Below are 24,822 nucleotides of genomic sequence, written 5' to 3'. Positions count from 1 at the left end.
GTTTCGCGACCGTAAAACCTGTATGTGATTTGAGGGTAGACGCTGAGCCAGGTTAAGTCAAGGGAAAAACTGGAGCGCTCAAAAATCAAGCCAACCAATTGATTGCAATTGACTTACGAGCATTCCACAGGAAAAGCCGGGAGGCCGGGGCGGGCCGGGAACCCCAGCGAAGAACTTGTGGTTTCCGCTGTAAAGTGGAGATAAACAGAGGGTTATCCGCTCGGCCCAGGGAGTCCGTAAAAACAGCCCGAAACGCCTCAGGTGAGGCAAAATTCGGCAATTTTTACTGACTTTGTGGGTGGTCGTGGAAGCGGATGACGGTGATTGTCTCGTCTCCGCCGTCCAGCCGGATGCGCCGGTGACGCAGATACACCCACAAACAGGCAAACAGGATTCCCCCGCCTAGACATACCACTAGGAGTACTCCGGTCAGTTCGAAGATAGCCACCAGCATCCCGCCAACGTTAGGCATCTTGGGCAGTTTGCCAGGGGTATTCCAAGTGAACTGGGCATTCCACTCTGTTTTGCCAAGGATCGCGGAGGCGACTTTGGGGTCGGCGCCGCCAGGGACGACAGAGATGTACGGCCCGGTGCGCTGCACCGTCCAGCCGGCCTGTTTCTCGAATTCCCTGGTCCGTAGCATGGCCAGTTGAGGCGTATGGTAGTCGAAGACCAGGACGGACAGTTCCCCGCCTCCAGGGGCCAGGAAGCGGCCCATTTGGGCCTCTGTACCGTCTTCAAAGCCCACCAATGCCGCCGGAATGCCCGGCGCGAACTTCTCCAGCGAGTGCAGGCCGACAATGTAGCGCTCGCTGTTCCTCACCCGGTTCTTTTCCGGCAGGTAGCCGGGCAGGTTGGGCAGGCCGCCTCCGGAACGGATGCGGGGCAGCTTGGTGAACAGCTCGTTCAGTTCCTGGTCCAGCGGCCGCCAGCCGTCAAAACGCAGCACATAGTTGTCATGCGCCATGTACTGGCTGCCGGAAGTCGTACAAATCAATGGGAGATTTGGCACTCCGGCACAGGTGGCCGGGCGAACGGCCTGATACCAGGCCAGCGCCGAGGTGGCGTCTTTCAGGCGCCAGGCAGTGGCCTGGAACTTGCCCACAGGGCCGTTATAGGCGGCCTGCTCGGAGGCGTCTCCGCCGTACTCCACCCAAAGCATGGGGTCTTCGGCCGGCACGGGCAGGACCTTGCCGCGCGCTGAGCCGTGCCAGGATTCCGGCCAGATCTGGGCCGAAGCGCACGATCCGGTGGCGGCGGCCAACAGGAGAATCGTCGCGGTGGTCTGAATCGATTTGGTGAGAGTTTGGATCAGGACCCGTGGCATTTTTTATATTTCTTGCCGCTGCCGCAGGGGCAGGGATCGTTCCGGCCGACTTTATCGCCCTTGATTACCTGGGCCGCCGGTGTTGCTACCGCGGCGCCCCCGGTAAACTGGAGCATCTCCATCTCCCGCTCTTTCTTCTTCTGGATGTTCCGGGTGAGATCCACGAACGAGGCCTGGGCCTCCTTGCGGTCCTCTTCGGACTGGGCGGCCTGCGCCGCCGACTCCCCCCCCTGGTCATCGTCCTCCCCGTCCTCATCGGGCCAGGAGTCCTGGGGCATGGGCACATCCGGACGTTCACCAACAACAGGCTGCAGGAAGAACAGAAACCGGATGGTTTCGTCTTCGATGCGGTCCATCATCTCCTGGAAGATGCCGAAACCTTCCTTCTTGTACTCGATCAGCGGGTCTTTCTGACCGTAGGCCCGCATCCCGATGCCTTCCTTCAGGTGGTCCATCGAGAGCAGGTGATCTTTCCACTGCTGGTCGATGACGGAAAGCCAGATCATGCGCTCGGTCTCGCGCATGACTTCGGGTCCGACGACTTCTTCCTTCTCGTTGTAGCGCTTCCGCAAACGCTCGAGGACATGCTCCTCGATCTCGGCGCGGGTCATCGAGGCCACTTCGGCCGGCGTGAACCGGAGGCCGAACTGCGAATTGATGTCGGTGGCGAGCCCGGTGAGATCCCACTTATAAGGATCGGATCCCTCGGCGCAACGGGTTTCGATGAAGGTGGCGAGAATGCCGTCGACGATCTCGAAGATCTTCTCCTTCATGTCCGCGCCTTCGAGCAGTTGGCGGCGCAGACCGTAGACGGCCTTGCGCTGCTTATCCATTACGTCGTCGTACTCTTTGACGTGTTTGCGGGAGGCGAAGTTCTGGGCTTCCACCGTCCTCTGGGCAGCGGCGATGCGCTTGGTGATGAGCTTGGACTCAATCGGCACATCCTCTTCCATACCCAGGCGCAGCATGAGGCCCTGGATGCGGTCTCCACCGAAGACACGGAGGAGGTCGTCCTGCAGGGAGAGGAAGAAGCGGGACGAACCGGGGTCGCCCTGACGGCCGGCGCGACCGCGTAACTGGTTGTCAATACGGCGGGATTCGTGGCGTTCGGTACCAACAATGCAGAGCCCGCCGGCCTCGACCACCTTCTTGTGCTCCAGCGAGCACTGCTCCTTGTACTTGGCGTAAATCTCGTTGTACCGGGCCAGCGGAACACGGTAGTGCATGTCGCCGCGCTGGAAGTAGTAGAACTGGTTGTCGGCGACCAGCGGAGCTTCGTCCGGACGGATCGACTCGACGAGCTTCAGCTTGAGCGAGTCTTCCTGCGCCAGGAACTCCGGATTGCCGCCTAACAGAATGTCGGTACCGCGGCCCGCCATGTTGGTGGAGACCGTGACGCCGCCGTAACGGCCGGCCTGGGCGATGATGTATGCCTCGCGCTCGTGGTTCTTGGCGTTCAGCACTTCGTGCCGGACGCCCATGCGCTTGAGGATGCCGCCCAGCTTCTCCGACTTCTCGACGGAAATCGTACCAACCAGGACGGGTTGTCCGGTCTTGCTGCGCTCCGCGATCTCCTTGGCTGCGTTGCGCCACTTCTCGTCTTCGGTGCGGTAGACGATGTCGTTGAGATCCTTACGCACCATGGGCGCGTTGGTGGGGATCAGCGTGACGTCCAGGTTGTAGATCTTCCCGAATTCGGCGGCTTCCGTGTCGGCCGTACCGGTCATGCCGGACAGCTTCTTGTACATGCGGAAGTAGTTCTGGAAGGTGACGGTGGCGAGGGTCTGGTTCTCGCGCTCGATCTTGACGCCTTCCTTGGCTTCGACAGCCTGGTGCAGGCCATCGGACCAGCGGCGGCCCGGCATCAGGCGGCCGGTGAACTCGTCGACGATAATGACCTCACCATCCTTGATGATGTAGTCACGGTCGAGCTGATAGAGAACATGGGCGCGCAGGCCCTGCTGGACATGGTGGTTGAGTTCGAGGTTTTCCGGGTCGTACAGGTTGACGATGTTCAGCAGGCGCTCGACTTTGCCGACGCCCTCTTCCGTGAGGGCCACGCTGCGGTGGCGCTCGTCCACGGTGTAGTCGCCGGTGGTGTACTTCTCGCCCGGCTCGCGGCCTTCGATCACCTCACCCCGTATGAGCTTGGGGATGATGCCGTTGACCTTGAAGTACTTATCGGTGGACTCTTCGGACGGACCGGAGATGATGAGCGGGGTACGGGCCTCGTCGATGAGGATGGAGTCGACTTCATCGACGATGGCGAAGTGGTGACCGCGCTGGACACAATCGTCCAGGCGGAACTTCATGTTGTCGCGCAGGTAGTCGAACCCGTACTCGTTATTGGTGCCGTAGGTGATGTCGCAGTGGTAAGCGGCCCGGCGCTCATCATCGTCAAGCCCATGGACAATGAGGCCGACGGAGAGACCGAGGTACTTATACAGGCGGCCCATCCACTCCGAGTCGCGGCGGGCCAGGTAGTCGTTGACGGTGACGACGTGCACGCCCTCGCCGGCGAGGGCGTTGAGGTAAACGGGCAGCGTGGCGACCAGCGTTTTACCTTCACCGGTCTTCATTTCGGCGATTTTGCCGTGGTGGAGAACGATGCCGCCGATCAACTGCGAGTCGAAGTGCCGCATGTTGAGGATGCGGCGGCCGGCTTCGCGGACCACGGCAAAGGCGTCCACCAGGATGTCGTCAAGGGTAGCGCCGGAGGCGAGCTGCTGCCGGAACTCCGGAGTTTTTGCGGCGAGTTGTGCGTCGGTGAGCGCCTGCACGGCGGCCTCGCGATCGTTGATCGCAAGGACAAGCGGCTTGATTTTTTTGATCTCGCGCTCGTGCTTGGTGCCGAAGATCTTCGCCAGTAAGGAATCGACCATAGAGATGCTTATTTTGATTCTACCGCACGGGTTTAGACACTCCGCAGTTAGTTATGGTTTCCGTGAGGTTTACGGGATGGGCCGGATTCAAGTGAAAGCAGTCAGGGAGCCGGCTGCCCGCGCATGCATACGGAGGAGGAGCGTCGGGCGCGGGCAGCCGGTTGGGGAGACTCAGCTCCGGAGCGAGGACGAAAGCCCCGGAGCGTGGGCGAAACCCTACTTCGCGGCCGGCGGCGCGTCGGCCGGGGCGCCGAACGATTGGAGCGCCAAGTAGCTGAGGCCGAAGCGCTTAATGTTCTCGAGCTGCTTGTCGAAGGCATCCTGGTGAGCCTCTTCGTCAGCCACGAGGGCTTCAAACAACTGTTTGGTGGCGGCGTCCGCATTGGCGCCGCACTGCTGGGCCGCCTTGTTGTAGTCGGCAGCGCTCTGGCTCTCCATGGCGATCGCCTTGGCGAGAATTTCGGCTGGGTCCTGGATGGCGGCCACCGGCCCGGCCACCGACATGTTTACGTCGCCCTTCAGGAAGAGGATGCGCTCCGCCAGGGTCTCGATGTGGCCCATTTCGACGATGGCCGTCCTCTTGAAGAGGGTAGCCAGGGGACCGAAGCCCTGATCGTCGAGATGGAAGTGGAAGTACATGTACTGATGAACGGCCTGGAGTTCGTCGGCAACCGCTTTATTGAGTAGGTCAACGCTGGGATGATTCATGATAAGTACCTCGCAAACTCTGATTATATCGGAGTCGACCGCGGACGAAAGCGGAATCGGGGCAATTCATGTCATACCCGAAGGGGGGAAAGACAGGTGTGACGGCGGGATGCGGATCCCGTAGACTGTGGAGAGACTTGGCAACAGGCAGGAGGGCGCGAACAATATGAACACTTCCAGTTCAGTCACAAGCGTCGAAACAGCTCCGGCGCCCGCGGCGGGTTCCGGCAGGCTTCCAGCCGCGGTAGCAGTCCCGAGAAATATCGCTGTCGATGCGTATCGCGGCTTCGTGATGTTGCTGATGATGGCCGAGGTGCTGCGGTTGGGGGCCGTGTATAAGGCCTTTCCCGACAGTTGGTTCTGGGGCATCCTGGCGTTCAACCAGAATCATGTGGCGTGGGCCGGTTGTTCGCTGCACGACATGATCCAACCGTCCTTTTCGTTCCTGGTCGGCGTGGCGTTGCCGTTTTCCATTGCGGCGCGAATGGCCAAGGGCGGCACGTTTCCGAAGATGTTCGCGCATGCCGTCTGGCGGGCGTTCCTGCTGGCCGCATTAGGAATCTTCCTGCGGTCGACCCACGCACAGATTACGAATTTCACGTTTGAGGATACGTTGACCCAGATTGGCATGGGCTATCCCTTCCTGTTTTTGCTGGGGTTCCGCAACGCCAAATGGCAATGGGGCGCGCTGGGCGCGATTCTTGGCGGCTACTGGCTGGCGTGGGTGCTCTATCCCCTGCCTCCCACCGGATTCGATTACCAGGCCGTTGGGGTTCCGGCCGACTGGTCGCACCACTATTCCGGTTTGATGGCGCACTGGAACAAGAACAGCAACCTGGGCAGCGCCTTCGACCAGTGGTTCCTGAACCTGTTTCCACGGGTGAAACCCTTTGTCGCCAACAATGGCGGTTATCTCACGCTGAGTTTCATCCCGACCCTGGGCACGATGCTGCTGGGCCTGATCGCGGGCCGCTGGCTGCGAGCCGAAGCTCCGTCGATTCCTTACCGCAAGTTCCTCATTGCCGGCGCGGCGCTGATTGCCGGCGGCCTGTTCCTGCACTTCGCCGGGATCTGCCCGATTGTGAAGCGCATCTGGACTCCGGCGTGGACGTTGTTCAGCGGCGGCGTGTGTTTCCTGATGCTGGCTGGCTTCAGCTGGCCCATCGAGACCAAGGGCTATAAGAAGTGGGCGTTCCCGCTGCTGGTGATCGGCATGAACTCGATTGCGGCCTACCTGATCGCGCACCTATTCCCGGATTTCATTGCCAGTTCCTTCCGGATTCACCTGGGCCCGAACGCATTCCGGTTCCTGGGCGAGGGCTTAACGCCTTTGGTGGAGGGAGCGGCGCTGCTGCTCACCTTCTGGCTGATGCTGTACTGGATGTACCGGCGCAAGCTGTTCCTGAGAGTGTGAACAACCATGGAAGAGACTCATCTATCCGACAACGACCTGGAACGATACGTGACCGGATTGATCCACCACGATGCCGAACTCGTGTGGATAGAGCAACATCTGCATTCCTGCGCGGAATGCGTCGACAGGATGGAGAATATGCAGGATTCGGCCGACCATCTACAGGCCGATCCGCGCAGCCTGCTGGGCGACGACGATCCGTCGCTGCGCTAGGCGCTAGACCAGGACCGCTCCGCGCAGGTCTGCTCCCTTGAGGTCCGCCTTGCTCAACCTGGTGTCGATGAGGCGGGTACGGGACAGATCCGTGTCCAGCAACGTAGCTTCCGAGAGGTCCGCACGCCGCAGGTTCGCTCCATTCAGGGACGCTGAGGAGAGATTGGCGGCGCGGAGATCGGCATCGATCAGGTCAGCCAGCCCCAGGTTCGCGCGGATGAGAATCGCGGCGGGCATGCGTGCCGCGGTGAGGTTGGCGACACGCAGGTCGCAGCCAGTAAGGTTGGCGCCCGTAAGATCGGCGCCCCGGAAGTTGCCGCGGCTTAAGTCGGCTCCACTCAGGTCTTTACCGACGAGATCGGCGCCGGAAAAATCGGGCCGGTCTTCGGGATTGCGCGACCGCCAGTTGTTCCAGCCGGGCACGCCCTGCTGAAGAATGTAGAGATGTTCAGGGTTGGCCACTCGATTTCGTACCTTCGCCTCTTTAAGTCTACGATGAAGCGCCGTTGGAATGTATGGGGCCGCTCCTTGGGATAATGAAGGCAGCTCAACAAACTGCATGCGCGTGCTGGTGCTGGACAACTACGACTCATTCACCTGGAACCTGGTTCATGCGCTGGCCGGACTCGGCGCGGAGTGTACGGTCTGGCGTTCCGATGCAGTCACACTACGACAAGTGGCGGAATTCGAGCCGGAGCGCATCGTGCTGTCACCTGGCCCGTTTGGTCCGGACCGTGCCGGCATCTGCCCTGACGTCGTGCGAACCTTCTCGGGCCGAATCCCCATCCTGGGCGTCTGCCTGGGGATGCAGGTGATTGCCGCGGTGGCGGGGGCGCGAGTGGCTCCGTCCGGCCATCCGGTACACGGGCAGGCGTCGCGGGTCTTCCATGATGGACGTGGGGTGCTGGCCGGGCTGCCGGACCCGTTTGAGGCGGCACGCTACCACTCGCTACAAGTGGAACGCGCTTCAATTCCGGCGGGGTTGGAAGTCTCGGCCTGGCTGGCCGACGGCACGGTGATGGGCTGCCGGATCCCGGATAGCCGGACGGAGGGCGTGTTGTTCCATCCCGAGTCGTTCCTCACTCCCGACGGGCCGAAGTTGTTCCAGGCGTTCCTGCAATGACGTGGTGGACGCGGCGGGACGCCGTAGCCCGACAGGCCCTGGTCCACAAATTGCTCGCGGTGCTGCCGGCTCCAGCCGCCACGACTACGCGGTCAGTCAAATTGGGTTCGAACGTTCAATCCTTGTGGGTCGCCGAGGCGCTGCAGGCACAGCCGGGCTTCGTCTGGCTGGATTGCGCCGGGGCCGCCAGCCGGTTGTTCACGGATCCGCTGGTCACGCTGGAAGTAAAAGGCAGCGAGTTGACGGTTCAGGGCCCGGGCGGCGTCTACCAGCAGCAGGCTGGTGGGTTTGACGTAGTGGAAGCCGCGCTGGAAGCATGGTCCGGGCCTGAGGGCGCGCTGCTGGTTGGCTATCTGGGCTACGACCTGGCTTGGGAACTGGAGGAGTTGCCTGCCCTGCCCGAGGAGCCGGACGCGGTTCCAGATCTATACCTGGCTCTCTATGATGCGCACTGGCGGCACGAGGCGGGTGAGTGGACTCATGTGAGTACGGAGGCTTGGCGGGCGCGATGTGCGACGGAGCCGCCCTCGATTGAACCCACGGCGCCGGCCGCCCGGCTGTCGGACGGGCCGGTATCGAGCGTCCCCCCACCGTTGGAGTTCGAGGCCGCTGTGAGGCGGACGGTGGAGCGGATCTACGCAGGCGAACTTTTCCAGACGAACCTTTGCCGGCGGCTGGAGGCGCCCCTGGCGGCGGAGGCGATATGGCCGTTGTACCGGCGGCTGCGCGCGGTGAATCCGGCGCGATTCGGAGCATACGTTCCGCTGGGCGGCGGACGGGCCGTGCTGTCCACGAGTCCGGAGTTGTACCTGCAGGTGGAGGACGGACGTGCGAGTTCCTCGCCCATCAAGGGCACCCGGCCGTTGGGGGGCACCCCGCAAGAGAATGCGGGGCTGGAAGCAGAACTGACGGAAAGCGTCAAGGATCGGGCCGAACTGGCCATGATCGTGGACGTCGTGCGGAACGACCTGGCGCGCGTGTGCGAGCCGGGCTCAGTGGTGGTTGAGTCGCATGCGGAGCTGCTGCGGCTGCCCACCCTCGTGCATACGGTTTCCACGGTCAGCGGTCGAGTGCAAGGTGGAATCGGCGGCCTGCTGCGCGCTTCGTTTCCACCGGCTTCGATTTCCGGCGCTCCGAAGATTCACGCGATGGCGGTCGCGCTCGCCGAGGAACAGCGGCGGCGCGGACCGTGCATGGGCGCCATCGGCTGGCTCTCACTGGACGGCCGGGCGGAGTTGTCGGTGGCGATCCGGACGGCGGTGGCGGCCAACGGCCGGATTCGGTACGAGACCGGCTGCGGAATTACGGCGCAGTCTGACCCCGCCCAGGAGTTGGCGGAAACGCGCCACAAGGCGCGCGCGTTCCTGGCTGCGCTGGGGTGCGCCGAAGCCGGCTGAAGAATCTGCGGAAGACGTGACGGTTTCCTCTCCGGATCCGCGCATTGCGGGATGAGGAGGAGGTGGAACCCTTGAATCGCAAACCGTTCCTGATGGTGCCGGTGGCCGCGGCGGGGCTGATGCTGGGGGGCTGCGGGGCTCGGGTAAGCGGGGTTTACAAGCCCGACGGCGCCGGTTTCCTGGATGGCATGAACTTCAAGCCGGACGGCAAGGTGGACCTGACCTTCATGACGATGACCAAGGAGGGGACCTTTGCCGTCGATGGGAAGCGGGTGAAGGTCACCAATGGCGGAGATACCCAGGTGTTCACGCTGGATGACAGGGGCTGCCTGGACGGCGGCCAGTTGCTGGGCCGTTATTGCAAAGATGGCAAAAGTGGAGCGGAGGATGCGCTATCGGGCGCCTTTGTGGCGCAGCGCGAAGGTACGGCGATCCAGCTGAATTTCCACGGGCCACAGGCGGTCAGGGTCTCGGTGGTGGAGCGCGGCGTGACCCAGAATACGGCCGAGGGCAGCTACCGGCAGCGCGGCGACCGGATCACGGTTTCCGTCGCCGGGGGTGAGCCTCTGGAATTGCGGCGCAGCGGCGACGGATTGGAGGCGACCATGGAAGGCCACCTCGTCAAATTCGTCAAAAGATGACGGCTGCGGACTGATCCCTCAAGCGGCCGAGCGGACTAGTAGCTGCTCGGGATGGGCTCCGGTACAACTTTGGTGCCTTTCCGGCGGCGCAGCCAGTCCTGGAGACCGGCCATATAGGTGTAGACCACCGGGGTGAGATAGAGCGTGACGAGCTGTGAAAACAGCAGGCCGCCCACGACCGCCAGGCCCAGGGGCTGACGGGCTTCGCCGCCGGCGCCATAGCCGAGCGCGATGGGCACGGCGCCCAGCAGCGCGGCCATGGTGGTCATCATGATGGGCCGGAAGCGGATGAGGCAGCCTTGATAAATGGCCTCGCCGGGACTCATGCCGTGTTGCCGTTCGGCATCCAGCGCGAAGTCGATCTGCATGATGGCGTTCTTCTTCACGATACCGATGAGCATGATGAGGCCCACGAACGCATAGATGTTCAGGTCCATGTGGAAGAGGTAGAGCGTGACCAGGGCTCCGAAGCCGGCCGACGGCAGGCCGGAGAGGATGGTCAGCGGGTGGATGTAGCTTTCATACAAGACGCCCAGCACGATGTAGACCACGAGGATGGCGACGATCAGCAGCAACCACAGGTTCGACAGGGAGCTCTGGAAGCTCTTGGCCGCGCCCTGGAAGGCGGTGCTGACGGTGGGCGGCAACTGTTCCTTGGCCAGATCCTGGATGCGCGTCACGGTGTCGCCGAGGCTGGTGCCGGGGCGCAGGTTGAACGAGATGGTGACGGCGGGCAGCTGGCCGAAGTGGTTGACGGTCTGCGGGCCGGTGTCGCTGGTAACCTGGGCGACGGAGTCCAGCGGAATGAGCCGGCCGGCGGTCGTCTTCAGGTAGAGCATGGAGAGCGCGGCGGGGTCGGCCTGATACTTCGGCATGAGCTCCAACAGCACTTTGTACTCGTTCACCGGGGCATAGATGGTGGAGACCCAGCGCGGCCCGTAGGCATCGTAGAGGGCGTTTTCCACCTGCTGGGCATTGATCTGCAGCGCGGCGGACTTGTCGCGGTCGATGTTGACGTGAATCTGTGGGCTCGATACCAGCAGGTTGCTGGTGACGTCTTCCAGGCCGGGCATCTCGGCGATTTCAGCTTCCATCCGGCGCGCGGCCTTGTAGAGCTCTTCCTTGTCAGGAGACTGCATGGAGAACTGGTAGATGCTCTTGGTGACCTGGCCGCCGATCTGGATGGCCGGCGGATTCTGCAGGTAGACCTTCATGCCGGGGTACTGCGTGAGCTTGGGACGCAGGTTGTCGATGACCTCGTTCACCAGCATTTTGCGGTCATGGCGCGGCTTGAGGTGGACAATCATCTGGCCGAAATTGGGTCCGCCCAGGGTGGTCGAAGTGTTGCCGCCGATGCTGGAGACCAGCGAGTCGACGTTGGGATCGGCCTGTACTTCCTCGGCAATCGCCTGCTGGTAGTTCACCATCTGGTAGTACGAAGTGCCCTGCGCGGCTTCGGTGGTGATCAGCATTTGGTCGGTATCCTGATCGGGAATGAAGCCCTTGGGGATGTCGACGAACATCCAGCCGGTGATGATCAGCACGACGAAACTGACGGCGAGGGTGGCGCGGCGAAAGCGCAGGACGACCTGGAGCGTCGAGTCGTAGAGGCGCAGCATGCCTTCAAAGAAGCGTTCCGTCGAGTTGTAGAACCAGCCCTTGGATTGGTGGTGCGCGGCGCGCAGGAAGCGGCTGCACAGCATTGGCGTGAGGGTCACCGACACAACGCCGGAGATCAGGATCGACACGCAGATGGTGACCGCGAACTCCTTGAACAGGCGGCCCAGCACGCCGCCCATGAAGAGGACGGGGATAAACACAGCGGCCAGCGAAAGGGTCATCGAGACGATGGTGAAGCCGATTTCGCGGGAACCTTTGAGGGCGGCGGCCATCGGCTCTTCACCCATCTCGATGTGGCGCACGATGTTCTCGAGCATCACGATGGCGTCGTCGACGACGAAGCCGATGGAGAGAATGAGCGCCATCATCGACAGGTTGTCGAGGCTGTAGTCCAGCAGGTACATGACGGCGAAGGTGCCGATGACCGAGAAGGGCAGCGCGAGGCTGGGAATGACGGTAGCGGAGAAGTTCCTCAGGAAGAGGAAGATGACCATCACGACAAGACCGAGGGTCAGGACCATCGTGAACTTGACGTCATCATAGGATTCGCGGATGGTGTCTGAGCGATCGTAGAAGATCTCCATTTTGACCGATGGAGGCAGCTCCGACTGGAATAGCGGGATGAGTTGCTTGATGGCGTCGGTGACGGCGATGGTATTCGTACCAGGCTGGCGTTGGATGGCGAGAACGACGGCGCGACGGCCCGGGCCATGGCGGTAGAACCAGGAAGCGGTTTTGTCGTCTTCCACACCATCGATCACCTGGCCGAGTTCTTCCAGCCGCACAGGCGTGCCGCTGCGGTAGGAGACCACCAGGGGCCGGTAAGCGGTGGCGTTCGTCAACTGGCCGGAAGCCTGCAGCGTGAAGGCTCGCTGGGGTCCGATGATGGAACCGGCCGGCAGGTTGACGTTCCAGTTCTTCAGCGCGGTTTCAATCTCGTTGATCCCCACCTGGTGCGCGGCCAGTTTCTGGGGATCCATCTGGACGTGGACAGCGTACTTCTGCGCGCCGAGAACCTGCACCTGGGCGACGCCACTGACCATCGAGATACGTTGGGCAATGCGGGTTTCCGCATACTCATCCAGGGTGTAGAGCGGCAGCGTGGGCGAGGTGAGGGCGAGATAGAGGATGGGCTGGTCAGCCGGGTTCACCTTGGTGAACGTGGGCGGCGTGGGCATGCCCGGCGGCAGCAGGCGTGAGGCCTGCGTGATGGCCGCCTGGACATCGACAGCGGCTCCGTCGAGGCTGCGGCTGAGGTCGAACTCCAGCGTGATTTGCGTGGCGCCCTGCGAGTTCACGGAGGTCATCGAATTCAGCCCGGCGATGGTGGAGAACTGATTCTCCATCGGGGTGGCGACGGCGGACGCCATGGTCTCGGGATTGGCCCCAGGCAGGCTGGCCGTGACCAGAAGTGTGGGAAAGTCCACATTCGGCAGATCGCTCACCGCCAGGGAGCGGTAGGCCACCATTCCGAACAGAATGATGGCGCACATGAAAAGACTGGTGGCGATGGGCCGTTTGATAAAGAGTTCGGAAATGTTCATTTGGCAGTTCCGCTGGTGGTGATTCCGGCCGGGATGGCGTCGAGGGAAACCTTCTTATGCCGCGACCGCCAGCGATCCACGATGGAAGCCATGTAGGTGTAAACCACAGGCGTCAGATAGAGCGTGAGCAATTGTGAGCAGACCAGGCCGCCCATGACGGTGAGACCCAGCGGGCGGCGTGCCTCGCCACCGGCTCCATACCCCAAAGAGATGGGCAGGGCGCCAAGCAAGGCGGACATGGTGGTCATCATGATGGGACGGAAACGCGTGAGGCAGCCTTCATAGATCGCCTCGGCCGGTGTCTTCCCTTCCTTGCGTTCGGCCTCGAGCGCGAAGTCGATCTGCATGATCGCGTTCTTCTTCACGAGTCCGATCAGAAGGATCATGCCGACGAAACCATAGATGTTCAGTTCGACGTTGAAGATGAGCAGGGTGAGCAGCGCTCCGAAGCCCGCCGACGGCAGGCCGGAGAGAATCGTCAACGGGTGGATGTAGCTCTCATACAGCACGCCCAGCACGATGTAGACGACCAGGATGGCGACCAGCAGCAGCAGGCCCAGGTTCTTCAACGAATCCTGGAAGGCTTTGGCGGTGCCCTGGAAGCTGGGGGTAATGCTGGCCGGCAGGTGCCTGATGGCGGCGTCCTGGATGAGGTCCACCGCATCGCCCAGCGCCATGCCCGGGCGCAGGTTGAACGAGATGGTGACGGAAGGCAACTGGCCGGAGTGATTCACGGTGAGCGGCCCGGCGTCAATGTACATCTTGCCGAACGACTGGAACGGGACAACGTTGCCGTTGTCCGATTTGAAGAAGAGCGTCGGAATCGTATCGGGGTGGGCCTGGAACTTGGGCTGCAATTCCATCAGCACGCGATTCTGGCTCATGGAGGAGTAGATGGTGGTGGCCCAGCGGGGCCCGAAGGCGCTGTAGAGCGAACCCTGCACCTGCAGCAGATTCAATTGCAGGGCGGCGGCCTTATCGCGGTCGATGCTGACGTTGACGCGCGGGTTCTTCACTTCGAGGTCGGAAGAAACATCGAGCAGGCCGGGCAGTTTGCTGACGACCGCTTCAAACTTGGTCGCCTCGGCGTAAAGCTCGGCGGTATCTGGCGACTGCAGTGTGAAATCGTACTGGGCCTTCGAACGGCGGCCGCCGATGCGAATGGCGGCGGGCACTGAGGGGAAGGCTCGTACGCCGGAGACCGTGGCCAGTTTCGGGCGCAGTTCGTTCACCACTTCGAAGACGCTGAGTTCCCGTTCGCGGCGTGGTTTCAACTGGACCATCAGGCGGCCGGAGCTGGCGCTGGCGTTGAACGAACCGCCGGCGCTCAACATGATCGTCTCGATGTTGGGGTCGTTGCGCAGAATTTCACCGATGCGCTGCTGATACTTCGCCATCTGGAAGAACGAGGTGCCCTGCGCGGCCTCGACGGTGACGAACATCTGGTCGCTATCGACTTCCGGGATGAAGCCCTTTTGCACCACCGTGAACAGCCAGCCCGTGACTCCGAGGATGATCACAAAGACTGCCAGCATAACGGGCCGGTGATGCAGCACCCAGCCCAGGCTGCGTTCGTAGACGCGGTGGATGGCCATGAAGCCGCGCTCGATGAGGTTGTAAAGCCAGCCGTGCTTCAGGTTGTTGACGGGCCGCAGGAAGCGGCTGCAGAGCATCGGAGTGAGGGAGACCGACACCATGCCGGAGATGAGAATCGCGACGCATATGGAGACGGCGAATTCGCGGAACAGCCGGCCCAGGATGCCGCCCATGAAGAGCAGCGGGATGAACACGGCGGCCAGCGAGATGGTCATCGAGACGATGGTGAAGCCGATCTCGCGCGAGCCGCGCAGGCTGGCCTGCATGGCCGTCTCGCCCTTCTCCATATGGCGGACGATGTTCTCCAGCATCACGATGGCGTCGTCGACAACGAAGCCGACACACAGGATGAGGGCCATCAGCGAGATGTTGTTCAGGCTGAAGTCCAGCACATACATGATGGAGAACGTGCCGATGATCGAGAACGGCAGGGCCATGGTGGGAATGGCTGTGGCGGAGAGGTTCCGCAGGAAGATGAAGATGACCATGATCACCAGGCCGAGGGTGACGGCCATGGTCATCTGAATGTCGGTGAACGATTCGCGAATGTTTTTGGAGCGGTCGCCGCGCACGGCCAGCGTCACGCTGGGGGGCAACTGCGCCTGGAACATCGGGAGCAGCGCTTTCACGGCATCGGTCACTTCGATGGTGTTGCTGTCGGGCTGGCGCATCACCATGAGGTTGATGGCGCGCTCTTTCGTTTCACCGGAGTAGATCCACGAGGCGGTCTTGTCGTCCTCGACACTGTCGAGAACATTGGCCACGTCGCGCAACCGGACCGGAGCCCCATTGCGATAAGTGATCACCAGCGACTCATAGTCCTTGGCGCGCATCAGCTGGCCGCTGGCCAGGACATTGTAGGACTGGTGCGGTCCATAGAGCGTGCCCGTGGGTTCGTTCACGTTCCAGTCGGAGAGCGCCTGGCTGACTTCGTTCAGGCCGATCTTCCTGGACGCCAACTGGTCAGGATCGATCTGTACCCGCACGGCGTACTTCTGGGCGCCCATCACCTGCACCTGCGCCACGCCGTTCACCATGGAGAGCCGCTGGGCAATGATGTTCTGCGCGTACTCGTCGAGCTTCCACATGGGCAGCACTTTGGTGGTGAGGCTGAGAAAGATGACAGGCGCGTCGCCGGGATTGAACTTGCGGAACGACGGCGGGCTGGGCATACCGGGCGGCAGCAGCGGCATGGCCTCAGCAATCGCGGTTTCGACGTCGACGGCCGCGCCGTCCAGATCGCGGGAGAGGTCGAAGGTGAGCGTGATCTGGGAATTGCCGGTGGAGTTCGACGAGATCATCGAATCCATCCCGGCGATACCGGTAAACTGGCGCTCCAGCGGAGTGGCCACGGCCGAAGCCATGGTGTCCGGATTGGCTCCAGGCAGGCTGGCCGAGACAACCAGCGTGGGAAAGTCCACACGCGGCATGTCACTGACGGGTAGGGCCCGGTAGGCCAGGATGCCAAACAGCGCCACAGCCAGCATCAGCAGGCTGGTGGCAATGGGTCTACGGATGAATGTCTCGCAGATGTTCACTGTTTTGTGTGCTCGCCCTTGCGTCCCTTGCGGGCGCCCGGAGTTGTACTACCGTCCTGTTGAGGCGGGGCGTCCGCTGCCGGAGCGCCCTGCGGAGTCTCGGCCGCGGCTGCACTCCCGCCGCCCTTCTTGCCGCCCTTGCCCGGTCCGCCGGGCCGTGCTTCCCGCACACGAATCTTCATGCCGGGCGCCAGCCGCAACTGGCCTTCGACAACGACCTTTTCCCCCGCTTCCACGCCCTGGTCGATCACCATGTCCTGGCCACTGCGCGAACCCACTTTCACCGGCCGTTGCTCCACCGTCATCTTGTCAGTAGCGACATAGAGGAACTGTCCGTCCTGGCCTTCCTGCACCGCCTGGGCCGGTACAATGAGCGCGTTCTTGCGGGTCGACAGGCGCAGGCGAACGCGAACAAAGGAGCCGGGCCACAGGTGGCGGCCGGCATTCTGGAACGTCCCCTTCAGCTTGATGGTGCCGGTGGTGGCGTCGACGTTGTTGTCAACGAAAGTCAGGGTGCCGATCTCGGGCGTGACTTCCTCCCCCTCAGAGGGCAGGACCGTGACAGGCAGCTTCCCTTCCGCCGCGAATTTCTTGATCTCGCTGAGGTTCGACTCCGGAGCTGAAAACGTGACATAGATCGGCTGCACCTGGTTGATGGAGGTCAGCTCAATCGTATTGGAGGAGACGATGTTGCCTTCCTTGACCGTGATGTTGCCGGTGCGGCCATCGATGGGCGAACGGATAGTGGTGTAGCCGACCTGGATTTTGGCGTTGTCCACCTGTGCGCGGGAAGCGACGAGCGATGCCTCGGCGCTGCGGATGGCTGCCTCGTCGACGCGAATGATCTCGGCGTTGGTATCGGCGGCGGTGGTGAACTGGTCCACCTGCTCCTTTGAGACGATCCCCTCTTTTTGCAGCGACTTGTAGCGGTCAGCCTGCTGTCCGGAATACCGCGCCTGCGCGATGTCGCGCTTCAGTGTGGCCTGCGCCTGGCCGATCTGCGCTTCCGCGCGGGCCAGATTCGCCTCGGCTTCGCGCAGGGCTGCATTGAACGGGCTGGGATCGATGGAGAACAGAACCTGTCCTTTCGAAACGAAGTCGCCTTCCTTGAAATGGACCTTCTGCAGCAGACCGCTCACCTGCGACCGCATGGAGATCACCGAGTAAGCCTCGACGTTCCCGATCACTTCCAGGTCGAGCGGCACATCCCGTTGAGCGACGGCGGTGAGACTCACCGGTACGGCGTCGCCTTTCTTATTCGATGCATCCTTCTTGGAAGCCGTTCCGCCACGATTGCAGCCAGTTCCGGCCAATGCAAGAACAGCGAGAGTAATGGCGGCCCATCGGCCGGAGATAGTTCTAGTGGTCAACAGGGTTTCCGTCATTTCAGAATTTGAGTCACCCAGCACAGGGGGGGAGCGAAGAGCACTAAATAGAGTGGCGACCGTATTGCTTACGACGTTACTTTTCAAGGACCAAGAAACTTTTGATAGGCTCCATCGAGGCACCGCCGCGGCCGCCTTGCACTTCACTTCTGTTTTGGATGGAATAGGGGGTTCCCGCTACCGGGCGGGACTCATCCATAGAAGTTGATCGCGAAGGACTTATCCATGTACAAGTGGTTGTCTAGCTTAGCATTGATGGGGGCGGCTTTGCTGTCCGCCGCACCCGCGGCCGTGAAGCCATCCGGGCTCACCGTGGAGCACCGCAAAAACCCGTCAGGCATCTCGGAAACAGCACCACGTCTGAGTTGGTTGCTCGAAGCCCGCACTCCTACCGCTCGCGGCTTGGCGCAGTCGGCCTACCGCATCCTGGTCGCCTCCTCGGCCGCTAATCTAAAGGCCGGCACTGGGGATTTGTGGGACTCCGGCAAAGTGGAGTCGGCTCAGAGCGTGCTGGTCGCCTACAACGGCAAACCACTGGAAACAGGCATGGCGGCGTACTGGCAGGTGCAAGTCTGGGACCAGTCAGGCCATCTTTCGGCGTGGAGCGAGACCGGCCAGTGGTCCATGGGCCTGCTGCAGGCGTCGGATTGGAAAGCCAAGTGGATCGGCCAGGGCGCGTATGCGGATTACAAGTCGCCCACCAGCCCATTCCAACTGATCACCACCTCCAAGTGGATCTGGTTCAATGAGGGCGATCCGGCAGTGAAAGCGCCGGCTGCGACGCGCTGGTTCTCGGCCAAGGTGACAATGCCCGCGGGACGGACCATCCGGCATGCCATGTTCGTGCTGGGCGCCGACAACAGCTTCGACCTGTCGATCAACGGCAAACCAGCGGGCCGCGGAAATCAGCCCAGCTTGCCGGAAGTTCTCGACGTGGCGCCATTGCTGAAGCAGGGCGAAAACGCGATCCTCGTCCAGGCGAAGAACACTCGCGAAGATGCGGCCGGGCTCATCGGCGCCCTGCATGTGCAATTCACATCGGGAGAACCGCTGGTGTTCCGCACCGGCTCCGGCTGGCAGGCGGCGGCCTCCGAAACGGGTCCGTGGACTGCGGCTCGGGAATTGGGCGATTACGGCATGAAGCCTTGGGGCGACGTGGGTTTCAAGGGTGAGCGAGCCTTGCCCGCGCGCATGCTGCGCAAGGAGTTCACGGTGGCCAGCGGCTTGCGCCGGGCAACGGCGTACATTTCAGGCCTGGGCTTGAGCGAACTTTACGTGAACGGAGCGAAGGCTGGCGACGACGTCCTTTCGCCCAATCTTTCTGAATATGCCAAGCGGGTCTTCTACCTCACGCACGACGTGACAAAGCAGTTGAAGCCCGGCGACAACGCGTTGGGTGTGATGCTGGGCAATGGCCGGTACTGGGCTCCTCGCAACAGCGTGCCCATCGGCACGGTAGGCTACGACGTGCCGAAGCTGCTGCTACAACTGGAGTTGGAGTATGCCGACGGCAAGCGCGAAACCATCGTGAGCGACGCCACCTGGAAGGTCACGTCGGATGGACCGGTGCGCGTCAATAACGAGTACGACGGCGAAGAGTACGATGCGACGAAGGAAATGCCTGGCTGGGCCAACGCCGGTTTCGACGATGCCAAATGGCAGCCGGTGGAAGCCCTGCAGCCACCCCAGGGCGCGCTGGAAGCCCAGATGGCCGAACCGCTGAAGGTCATCGAGACCATCAAGCCGCTCAAGGTGAGTGAGATCCGGCCCGGGGTCTACATCTTCGACATGGGCCAGAACATGGTGGGCTGGCCTCGTCTGCGGGTCACCGGGCGCAAGGGCGACCAGGTGACGCTGCGCCACGCCGAGACACTTCGTCCAGATGGCAATCTGTATCTCGACAACCTGCGGTCCGCCCGCGCCACTGATCTCTACACGCTGAAAGGCGGCGCTCCGGAGACCTGGGAGCCGCGCTTCACTTATCACGGTTACCGGTTCGTGGAAGTGACCGGATATCCCGGCAAGCCCATCCTGGCCTCCATCGACGGCCGCGTGGTGCACGATGCCATGGCGCGCACCGGCGACTTCGAATCGTCCGACCAGATGCTCAACAAGATCCACCACAACATCTATTGGGGCATCCGGGGCAACTACCGCAGCATTCCCACCGACTGCCCGCAGCGCGACGAGCGGCAGGGCTGGCTGGGCGACCGCAGCGTGGTGAGCCGCAGCGAGAGCTACCTCTTCGACATCGCCTCGTTCTACACAAAGTGGATGAACGACCTGAAGGATTCGCAGCGCGAAACGGGCAGCATTCCGGATGTTTCCCCCAGCTACTGGGTCCTCTACAACGACGGCATCGTGTGGCCCAGCACGTTCATCCTGGCGCCGAACATGGTGTACGAGCAGTACGGCGATTCACGCGTGATCGAGCGCAACTACCCTGCCATGAAGAAGTGGGTGGAGTACATGCGCGTCTTCCTGAAAGACGGCATCATGCCCAAGAACACCTACGGCGACTGGTGCGTGCCGCCGGAGAAGCCGGAGCTCATCCATTCACAGGATCCGGCGCGCGTCACTGCCGGAGCGCTGCTCAGCACGGCCTACTACTACCACATGCTCGACCTGATGAGCCGCTATGCGAAGCTGGCGGGCCAGACCGCCGACATCGCCGAGTATCAGACGCTGGCCGGAACCGTGAAGGCGGCCTTCCTGCGCGAGTACTTCAAACAGGCCGACTCGAAGTTCGACAACGGCACTCAGACCTCCAGCATCCTGCCGCTGGCCTTTGACCTCGTCCCCGGCGAGAATCGCACCGCGGTGTTCGATCGCCTGGTGACGAAGATCGAGAAGGAGAGCAACAATCATGTGGGCGTCGGCCTGGTGGGCGCGCAATGGCTGATGCGGACCCTCTCCGACAACGGGCGCGCTGACCTGGCGCTCACCATTGCCACACAGAAGACCTACCCAGGCTGGGGCTACATGGTGGAAAAGGGCGCCACCACGGTGTGGGAACTCTGGAATGGCGATACCGCCGACCCGGCGATGAACTCGGGCAACCATGTGATGCAGATCGGCGACCTGGGCGTGTGGATGTACGAGTACCTGGCGGGCATCCGGCCCGATCCGGCGCACCCGGGCTTCAGGCACTTCTCCATCCGGCCGTTCACCGCCAGCGGCTTGACCAACGTGAAGGCCAGCCACGTTTCACCCTACGGCCGCATCGTCAGCAACTGGACGAAGCAGGGCGGCAAAGTGACGATGAATGTCACGGTGCCGCCGAATTCGTCGGCCACCGTCTATGTCCCCGGGGCGGGCGCCAGCGGATCCGGCGGACTGAAGCCGGACCACGTGGAGGGCGGCGCTTCCGTCTTCGAAGTGAAGTCCGGCAGCTACACCTTCCTCGGCCAGTAGACTTGGTATTGGCCGCAGCACGGGCAGGGCTCCTCCGGGTTCCCTGCCCTCTCTGTTTACAATGAACACCATGCGGATTCTTTTGGTTAGTCTGGCCCTGGTGTCGCTGCTCCCCGCAGCCGAGAAATGGACTGTTGACGATATTCTGCTGCAGGAACGAGCTTCCGGTCTGGAACTCTCGCGCGACGGCAAAGTGGCCGTCTATGTGAAGTCGAGGATGAATAAGGAGCAGGGCGAGGCGGTCTCCCACCTCTACCTCAAGCGCCTGGGCGATCTGGAAGAGGTGCAACTCACGCGCGGCAACGACAGCGAGAGCAGCCCCAAATTCTCGCCCGATGGGAAGCGGATCGCCTTTTTGACGTCACGGAAGCCTCCGGCCACTGGGCCGGCTCCGACCGACGCAGCGCCCAGCGGGATGCAGGTCTGGTTCCTGAACCTGGCCGGCGGTGAGCCGTGGTCCGTCACCAAATTCGAGAAGGGCGTCCGCACCTTTGAATGGCTGGACAACGATACCTTGCTGATTGCCGCTCCCGAAGATCCGTCGCTTTACGACCAGAAAGTGAAAGAACGCAAAGACACTTCGCAGGTGGTGGATGACGAGAAACATGCGCCGCCGGTTCGCCTGTTCAAGTTCGAGGTGAAGGGCTCGAAGTCCACACGGTTGACAGCGAATGCCGACCGCATCACAGCCGTCTTTGCCTCGCCGGACGGCGCCTGGGCCGTGACGCTGCACAATCGCAGCCTGGCCGAGATCTACGACCAAAAGGTGAAGCCGGTGACCTTTCTGCACGACCTGAAGTCCGGCAAAAGCACCCAGCTGTTCACGGACGGGAAAGTGCTGCCGCGCGGCTTCAACTGGACCAACGACAGCAAAGGCTTCTACTTCTCGGCTCCCTATACGACGCACCCCTACCTCTATAACGCCTCGGTGAACCTCTTCTACCACTACGATGTCGCCGCCTCGAAAGTCACCAAGGTGGATCTCGGCTGGGAGAACGGGCTTAGCTCCGGTGTCAGCCTGACCCCGGATGGCTTCGTGGCGCTGCTCGCCAACGGGGCCCGCAACCGGGCCGCTCGCTATACGCGTGCGGGCGACACCTGGACCCGCGCCTGGATCGACACGGAAAACGTACAAGCCGTGACCGTCACGGACGACGGCGAGCAGATCATCTACACCACCTCCACCTCTGGCGAACCCGCGAAATGGCTCGTCGCCAAACTGGACGGCGCTCGCTTCGCAGACGCAAAGACCTTCCTCGAACCGAACTCCGACTGGAAGAAGAAGCCCATCGCCAAGACCGAACTGGTGACATGGAAAGGCGCGCAGGACGAGCAGGTGGAGGGGATCCTCTACTACCCGCACAACTACGCGCCGGGGAAGAAGTATCCGCTGGTGGTCATGATCCACGGCGGTCCGCACGGTCACGATCCTTACGCCTTCAACGAGTCAATGGGCTATCCGCACCAGCTCTACGCGCAGCGCGGAGCGTTCCTGTTCAAGCCGAACTATCACGGATCGTCAAACTACGGCCTGAAGTGGGGCGAGTCCATCTCCGGCGGCAAGTACAACGACCTGGAGTGGATCGACGTCGAGAAAGGGGTCGACTCGCTCATTGCCAGGGGCATCATCGACGCCGACAAGATGGGCGTGATGGGCTGGTCGAACGGGTCGATCATCACCATCGAGCTCACCACGCGCACGACGCGGTACAAAGTGGCCGGAGCCGGTGCCGGCGATGTGAACTGGTCCAGCGACTGGGGCAATGCCGTATTCGGCGACTCCTTCGAACAGTACTACCTGGGCAAGACGCCGATGGACGACCCTCAGCTCTATATCCGCAAGTCGCCGCTCTACCGCATGGACAAGGTCAAAACGCCCACCATCATCTTCTTCGGCACCGAGGACAAGCAGGTGCCGACGGAACAGGGCTGGCAGCACTACCGCGCCCTGCAGCACTACGGGCAGGCGGATGTGAAGTTCATTCTCTTCCCCGGTGAGGCGCACGGGCCGCGCAAGTACGTCCATCAGCGCCGCAAGGTGGAAGAAGAACTCGCCTGGTTCGACAAGTACCTCTTCGGAACCGCCAGCGATACGAACGAGGCCCTGAAGCCGGAGTCCGCCCTGGCGGCGCTGCTCAAGACCCGGAGCCTGCCGCAGACGCCGGAAACCGTCGAGCGCGGCGCTATCGCGATGGGCCGCTTCGAAGTCACGCGAGGCCAATTCCATTCATTTGAGGGTTCGTACAAAGTCGCGCCCGGCACGGATGCCTATCCGGCCGGCGGCATCTCGGTCGACCAGGCGAAGGCTTACTGCGCCTGGCTCTCGAAGCAGACGGGTCAGAACTACCGGCTCGGCACGGAAGAGGAGTTGGGCTCGCTGCTGACTCGCTCGAAGAACGAGAATACGCTCGACCATTGGGCCGGCTATACAGTCAACGCGGACGATGAAGCTCGCCTGAGCTCCCTCATTGAGGGCATGGCCCCGGGCTCGCTGCTACAGCCGGTGGGCAGTTTCACCGGCGCCGGCGACGATCCCCTCTTCGACCTTGGCGGCAATGTGGCGGAGTGGGTCACGAAGAAGGACGGTTCCTTCGTAGCGCTGGGCGGCAGCGCCGACCGGCCTGCTGACTCCAAGACGACCACCAAGGCTCGCCCGGACTACATCGGCTTCCGCGTGGTGCGCGACCTGAAGTAGGCCTCAGAATAGACCACCACGCTTAGGTGATACGGAAAGATCTGTTGGGATCACGGACGAATCCGAGGCCGATAGTGAAGGAGTATGGCCTCGGACCGCGTGTTGAGCCAGGACGAGATCGATAGCGTATTTCGTAACCTGCAAGGGACCTCGAACGAGGACGATCCGGCACGTAAGGCGCAGCCTTATGACTTTCGCAGACCGGACCGTATCGCCAAAGACCAGTTGCGTGCTATCCACCTGTTGCACGACAACTTCGCCAGATCGCTGGCCTCCAGCCTCTCCGCCTACCTGCGCGCCTATGTGATGGTCAACCTGATCTCGGTGGAACAGCTGTCGTTCCTCGAGTTCTCGCAGTGCCTGCCGGCGCCGACGTGCATCGTCAGCCTCAGCATGCGGCCCTTCGACGGCAATGCCGTGCTGGAATTGAACCCCACGATGGTCTTCCCCATCCTGGAGATGCTGCTGGGCGGCAGCGGCAAGACTCCGTACAAGGTCACGCGGGAGATCACGGAAATCGAGCAGTCGATCCTCGACGGGCTGTTCCGCATCATTCTGCACGACTTGCGCGAAGCCTGGTCGCCAATCTCCCAGATCAACTTCGCGATCGAAGCACATGAGACTGAGCCGCAACTGCTGCAGATTCTGGCCCCCAACGAGGCCGTGGTCACCGTCGGCATGGAGATCCGAATCGGCGAAGTGGCCGGGATGATGAACCTCGGGATTCCGTCCATCATCATCAAGATGCTGCGCCAGAAGTTCGACCAGCAATGGTCGGTGAGGAAGTCGGAATCGACTGAGGAGGAGCAGGCGCGTATCCTGCGGCTCATCAAGCCGGCCCAATTGAAGTTCGATGCCCGGCTGCAGGGGCCGTCCCTGACTGTGGAACAGATGCTGGGCCTTCAACCGGACGACGTGGTGGAGTTTGACTTCCCGGTGAACCGGCCGGTGAACCTGCTGATCAACGGTGCACTGAAGTTCAACGGCCGCATTGTGAATACGGGTAGGAAACGCGCCTTCCACATCCTGGTGGACCAGACTGAGGACTAGGATTCCATACAGAAACAGACATCATAGGGGACCGGAGAGTCCCCTCCAAGCCGATCAGCACCCTGGGATAGCTCAACCTGGATGCGGACCAATTTACCCTCCGGTCCTTACATGGGGTACCGCCCAGTCCCTTGCGGCGCCCCGGACGCGCGTTTGCGCCAATCCACGCGGCGTGCTCCTCCGACCGGCCGGAACCGGCACTCTCACGCCGAAGGCAGTATCACGACCAGGGGGGCACATGTGCTACTGCATGTGGTGTATACTACCCCTGGCAT

General features: G+C 62.1%; 15 protein-coding genes. 8 read left to right on the top strand and 7 right to left on the bottom strand.

The features are described 5' to 3' along the window. Positions 1–283 precede the first annotated feature (283 nt). The 3 genes from ACR9Y2_RS32110 to ACR9Y2_RS32100 all read right to left on the bottom strand — a co-directional run bounded on the left by ACR9Y2_RS32110 (position 284) and on the right by ACR9Y2_RS32100 (position 4,917). Positions 284–1,327, bottom strand: coding sequence for a hypothetical protein (locus ACR9Y2_RS32110; RefSeq protein ID WP_435045966.1), 1,044 nt, complete (start codon positions 1,325–1,327; stop codon positions 284–286). Further along, positions 1,312–4,209 (bottom strand): preprotein translocase subunit SecA, encoded by a 2,898-nt coding sequence (gene secA, locus ACR9Y2_RS32105; RefSeq protein ID WP_435045965.1) that lies wholly within the window; start codon positions 4,207–4,209, stop codon positions 1,312–1,314. The genes ACR9Y2_RS32110 and secA overlap by 16 nt, the downstream gene beginning before the upstream one ends. A 216-nt stretch (positions 4,210–4,425) precedes the next feature. After that, positions 4,426–4,917: a bacterioferritin gene (locus ACR9Y2_RS32100; protein WP_435045964.1), complete on the bottom strand. Its 492-nt coding sequence runs from the start codon at positions 4,915–4,917 to the stop codon at positions 4,426–4,428. Positions 4,918–5,083: 166 nt separating this feature from the next. Between ACR9Y2_RS32100 and ACR9Y2_RS32095 the strand changes: the two genes are divergently transcribed. Continuing rightward, positions 5,084–6,331, top strand: coding sequence for an acyltransferase family protein (locus ACR9Y2_RS32095; protein ID WP_435045963.1), 1,248 nt, complete (start codon positions 5,084–5,086; stop codon positions 6,329–6,331). Between the two features lie 6 nt (positions 6,332–6,337). Beyond that, positions 6,338–6,544: a hypothetical protein gene (locus tag ACR9Y2_RS32090; protein WP_435045962.1), complete on the top strand. Its 207-nt coding sequence runs from the start codon at positions 6,338–6,340 to the stop codon at positions 6,542–6,544. A 3-nt stretch (positions 6,545–6,547) separates the two neighbouring features. On the opposite strand, the gene ACR9Y2_RS32085 is transcribed toward ACR9Y2_RS32090, so the two are convergent. After that, the gene (locus tag ACR9Y2_RS32085; protein ID WP_435045961.1) at positions 6,548–7,006 is read right to left on the bottom strand and encodes a pentapeptide repeat-containing protein; all 459 of its coding nucleotides are present in this window, start codon (positions 7,004–7,006) and stop codon (positions 6,548–6,550) included. Positions 7,007–7,103: 97 nt separating this feature from the next. Here ACR9Y2_RS32085 and ACR9Y2_RS32080 point away from each other — a divergent pair, with 97 nt between their 5' ends. The 3 genes from ACR9Y2_RS32080 to ACR9Y2_RS32070 all read left to right on the top strand — a co-directional run bounded on the left by ACR9Y2_RS32080 (position 7,104) and on the right by ACR9Y2_RS32070 (position 9,705). Then, complete coding sequence (locus ACR9Y2_RS32080) at positions 7,104–7,667, top strand: anthranilate synthase component II (protein WP_435045960.1); 564 nt, start codon at positions 7,104–7,106, stop codon at positions 7,665–7,667. Then, positions 7,664–9,064: an anthranilate synthase component I family protein gene (locus tag ACR9Y2_RS32075; RefSeq protein ID WP_435045959.1), complete on the top strand. Its 1,401-nt coding sequence runs from the start codon at positions 7,664–7,666 to the stop codon at positions 9,062–9,064. The genes ACR9Y2_RS32080 and ACR9Y2_RS32075 overlap by 4 nt, the downstream gene beginning before the upstream one ends. Before the next feature lie 71 nt (positions 9,065–9,135). Further along, positions 9,136–9,705: a hypothetical protein gene (locus tag ACR9Y2_RS32070; protein ID WP_435045958.1), complete on the top strand. Its 570-nt coding sequence runs from the start codon at positions 9,136–9,138 to the stop codon at positions 9,703–9,705. 35 nt (positions 9,706–9,740) lie between these two features. Here the strand turns inward: ACR9Y2_RS32070 and ACR9Y2_RS32065 are convergent, their stop codons facing one another. Genes ACR9Y2_RS32065 through ACR9Y2_RS32055 form a run of 3 tightly spaced genes read right to left on the bottom strand, consistent with a single transcriptional unit; the run spans position 9,741 to position 17,373 of the window. Further along, the gene (locus ACR9Y2_RS32065) at positions 9,741–12,869 is read right to left on the bottom strand and encodes an efflux RND transporter permease subunit (protein WP_435045957.1); all 3,129 of its coding nucleotides are present in this window, start codon (positions 12,867–12,869) and stop codon (positions 9,741–9,743) included. Next, on the bottom strand, positions 12,866–16,003 hold the full coding sequence (locus ACR9Y2_RS32060) for an efflux RND transporter permease subunit (protein WP_435045956.1): 3,138 nt from the start codon (positions 16,001–16,003) through the stop codon (positions 12,866–12,868). The genes ACR9Y2_RS32065 and ACR9Y2_RS32060 overlap by 4 nt, the downstream gene beginning before the upstream one ends. Then, on the bottom strand, positions 16,000–17,373 hold the full coding sequence (locus tag ACR9Y2_RS32055) for an efflux RND transporter periplasmic adaptor subunit (RefSeq protein WP_435045955.1): 1,374 nt from the start codon (positions 17,371–17,373) through the stop codon (positions 16,000–16,002). The genes ACR9Y2_RS32060 and ACR9Y2_RS32055 overlap by 4 nt, the downstream gene beginning before the upstream one ends. 282 nt (positions 17,374–17,655) lie before the next feature. Here ACR9Y2_RS32055 and ACR9Y2_RS32050 point away from each other — a divergent pair, with 282 nt between their 5' ends. The 3 genes from ACR9Y2_RS32050 (at position 17,656) to fliM (ending at position 24,547) form a co-directional block, all read left to right on the top strand. Next, positions 17,656–20,802, top strand: a complete 3,147-nt coding sequence (locus ACR9Y2_RS32050) for a family 78 glycoside hydrolase catalytic domain (protein ID WP_435045954.1) — start codon at positions 17,656–17,658, stop codon at positions 20,800–20,802. A 70-nt stretch (positions 20,803–20,872) separates the two neighbouring features. Beyond that, positions 20,873–23,497: a prolyl oligopeptidase family serine peptidase gene (locus tag ACR9Y2_RS32045; protein WP_435045953.1), complete on the top strand. Its 2,625-nt coding sequence runs from the start codon at positions 20,873–20,875 to the stop codon at positions 23,495–23,497. Positions 23,498–23,581: 84 nt separating this feature from the next. Next, positions 23,582–24,547, top strand: a complete 966-nt coding sequence (fliM, locus tag ACR9Y2_RS32040; RefSeq protein ID WP_435045952.1) for a flagellar motor switch protein FliM — start codon at positions 23,582–23,584, stop codon at positions 24,545–24,547. The last annotated feature ends 275 nt before the right edge of the window (positions 24,548–24,822 follow it).

The sequence above is a fragment of the Paludibaculum fermentans genome (assembly GCF_051172195.1).
Taxonomy (GTDB): domain Bacteria; phylum Acidobacteriota; class Terriglobia; order Bryobacterales; family Bryobacteraceae; genus Paludibaculum; species Paludibaculum fermentans_A.
This window is presented reverse-complemented; position numbering and strand designations above follow the sequence as displayed.

What these genes read in the sequence shown, in the direction of transcription:
- ACR9Y2_RS32110 (WP_435045966.1), bottom strand. Translation starts at nt 1,327, where the DNA reads ATGCCACGGGTCCTGATCCAAACTCTCACCAAATCGATTCAGACCACC.
- ACR9Y2_RS32065 (WP_435045957.1), bottom strand. Translation starts at nt 12,869, where the DNA reads ATGAACATTTCCGAACTCTTTATCAAACGGCCCATCGCCACCAGTCTT.
- secA (WP_435045965.1), bottom strand. Translation starts at nt 4,209, where the DNA reads ATGGTCGATTCCTTACTGGCGAAGATCTTCGGCACCAAGCACGAGCGC.
- ACR9Y2_RS32100 (WP_435045964.1), bottom strand. Translation starts at nt 4,917, where the DNA reads ATGAATCATCCCAGCGTTGACCTACTCAATAAAGCGGTTGCCGACGAA.
- ACR9Y2_RS32090 (WP_435045962.1), top strand. Translation starts at nt 6,338, where the DNA reads ATGGAAGAGACTCATCTATCCGACAACGACCTGGAACGATACGTGACC.
- ACR9Y2_RS32095 (WP_435045963.1), top strand. Translation starts at nt 5,084, where the DNA reads ATGAACACTTCCAGTTCAGTCACAAGCGTCGAAACAGCTCCGGCGCCC.
- fliM (WP_435045952.1), top strand. Translation starts at nt 23,582, where the DNA reads ATGGCCTCGGACCGCGTGTTGAGCCAGGACGAGATCGATAGCGTATTT.
- ACR9Y2_RS32080 (WP_435045960.1), top strand. Translation starts at nt 7,104, where the DNA reads ATGCGCGTGCTGGTGCTGGACAACTACGACTCATTCACCTGGAACCTG.
- ACR9Y2_RS32045 (WP_435045953.1), top strand. Translation starts at nt 20,873, where the DNA reads ATGCGGATTCTTTTGGTTAGTCTGGCCCTGGTGTCGCTGCTCCCCGCA.
- ACR9Y2_RS32075 (WP_435045959.1), top strand. Translation starts at nt 7,664, where the DNA reads ATGACGTGGTGGACGCGGCGGGACGCCGTAGCCCGACAGGCCCTGGTC.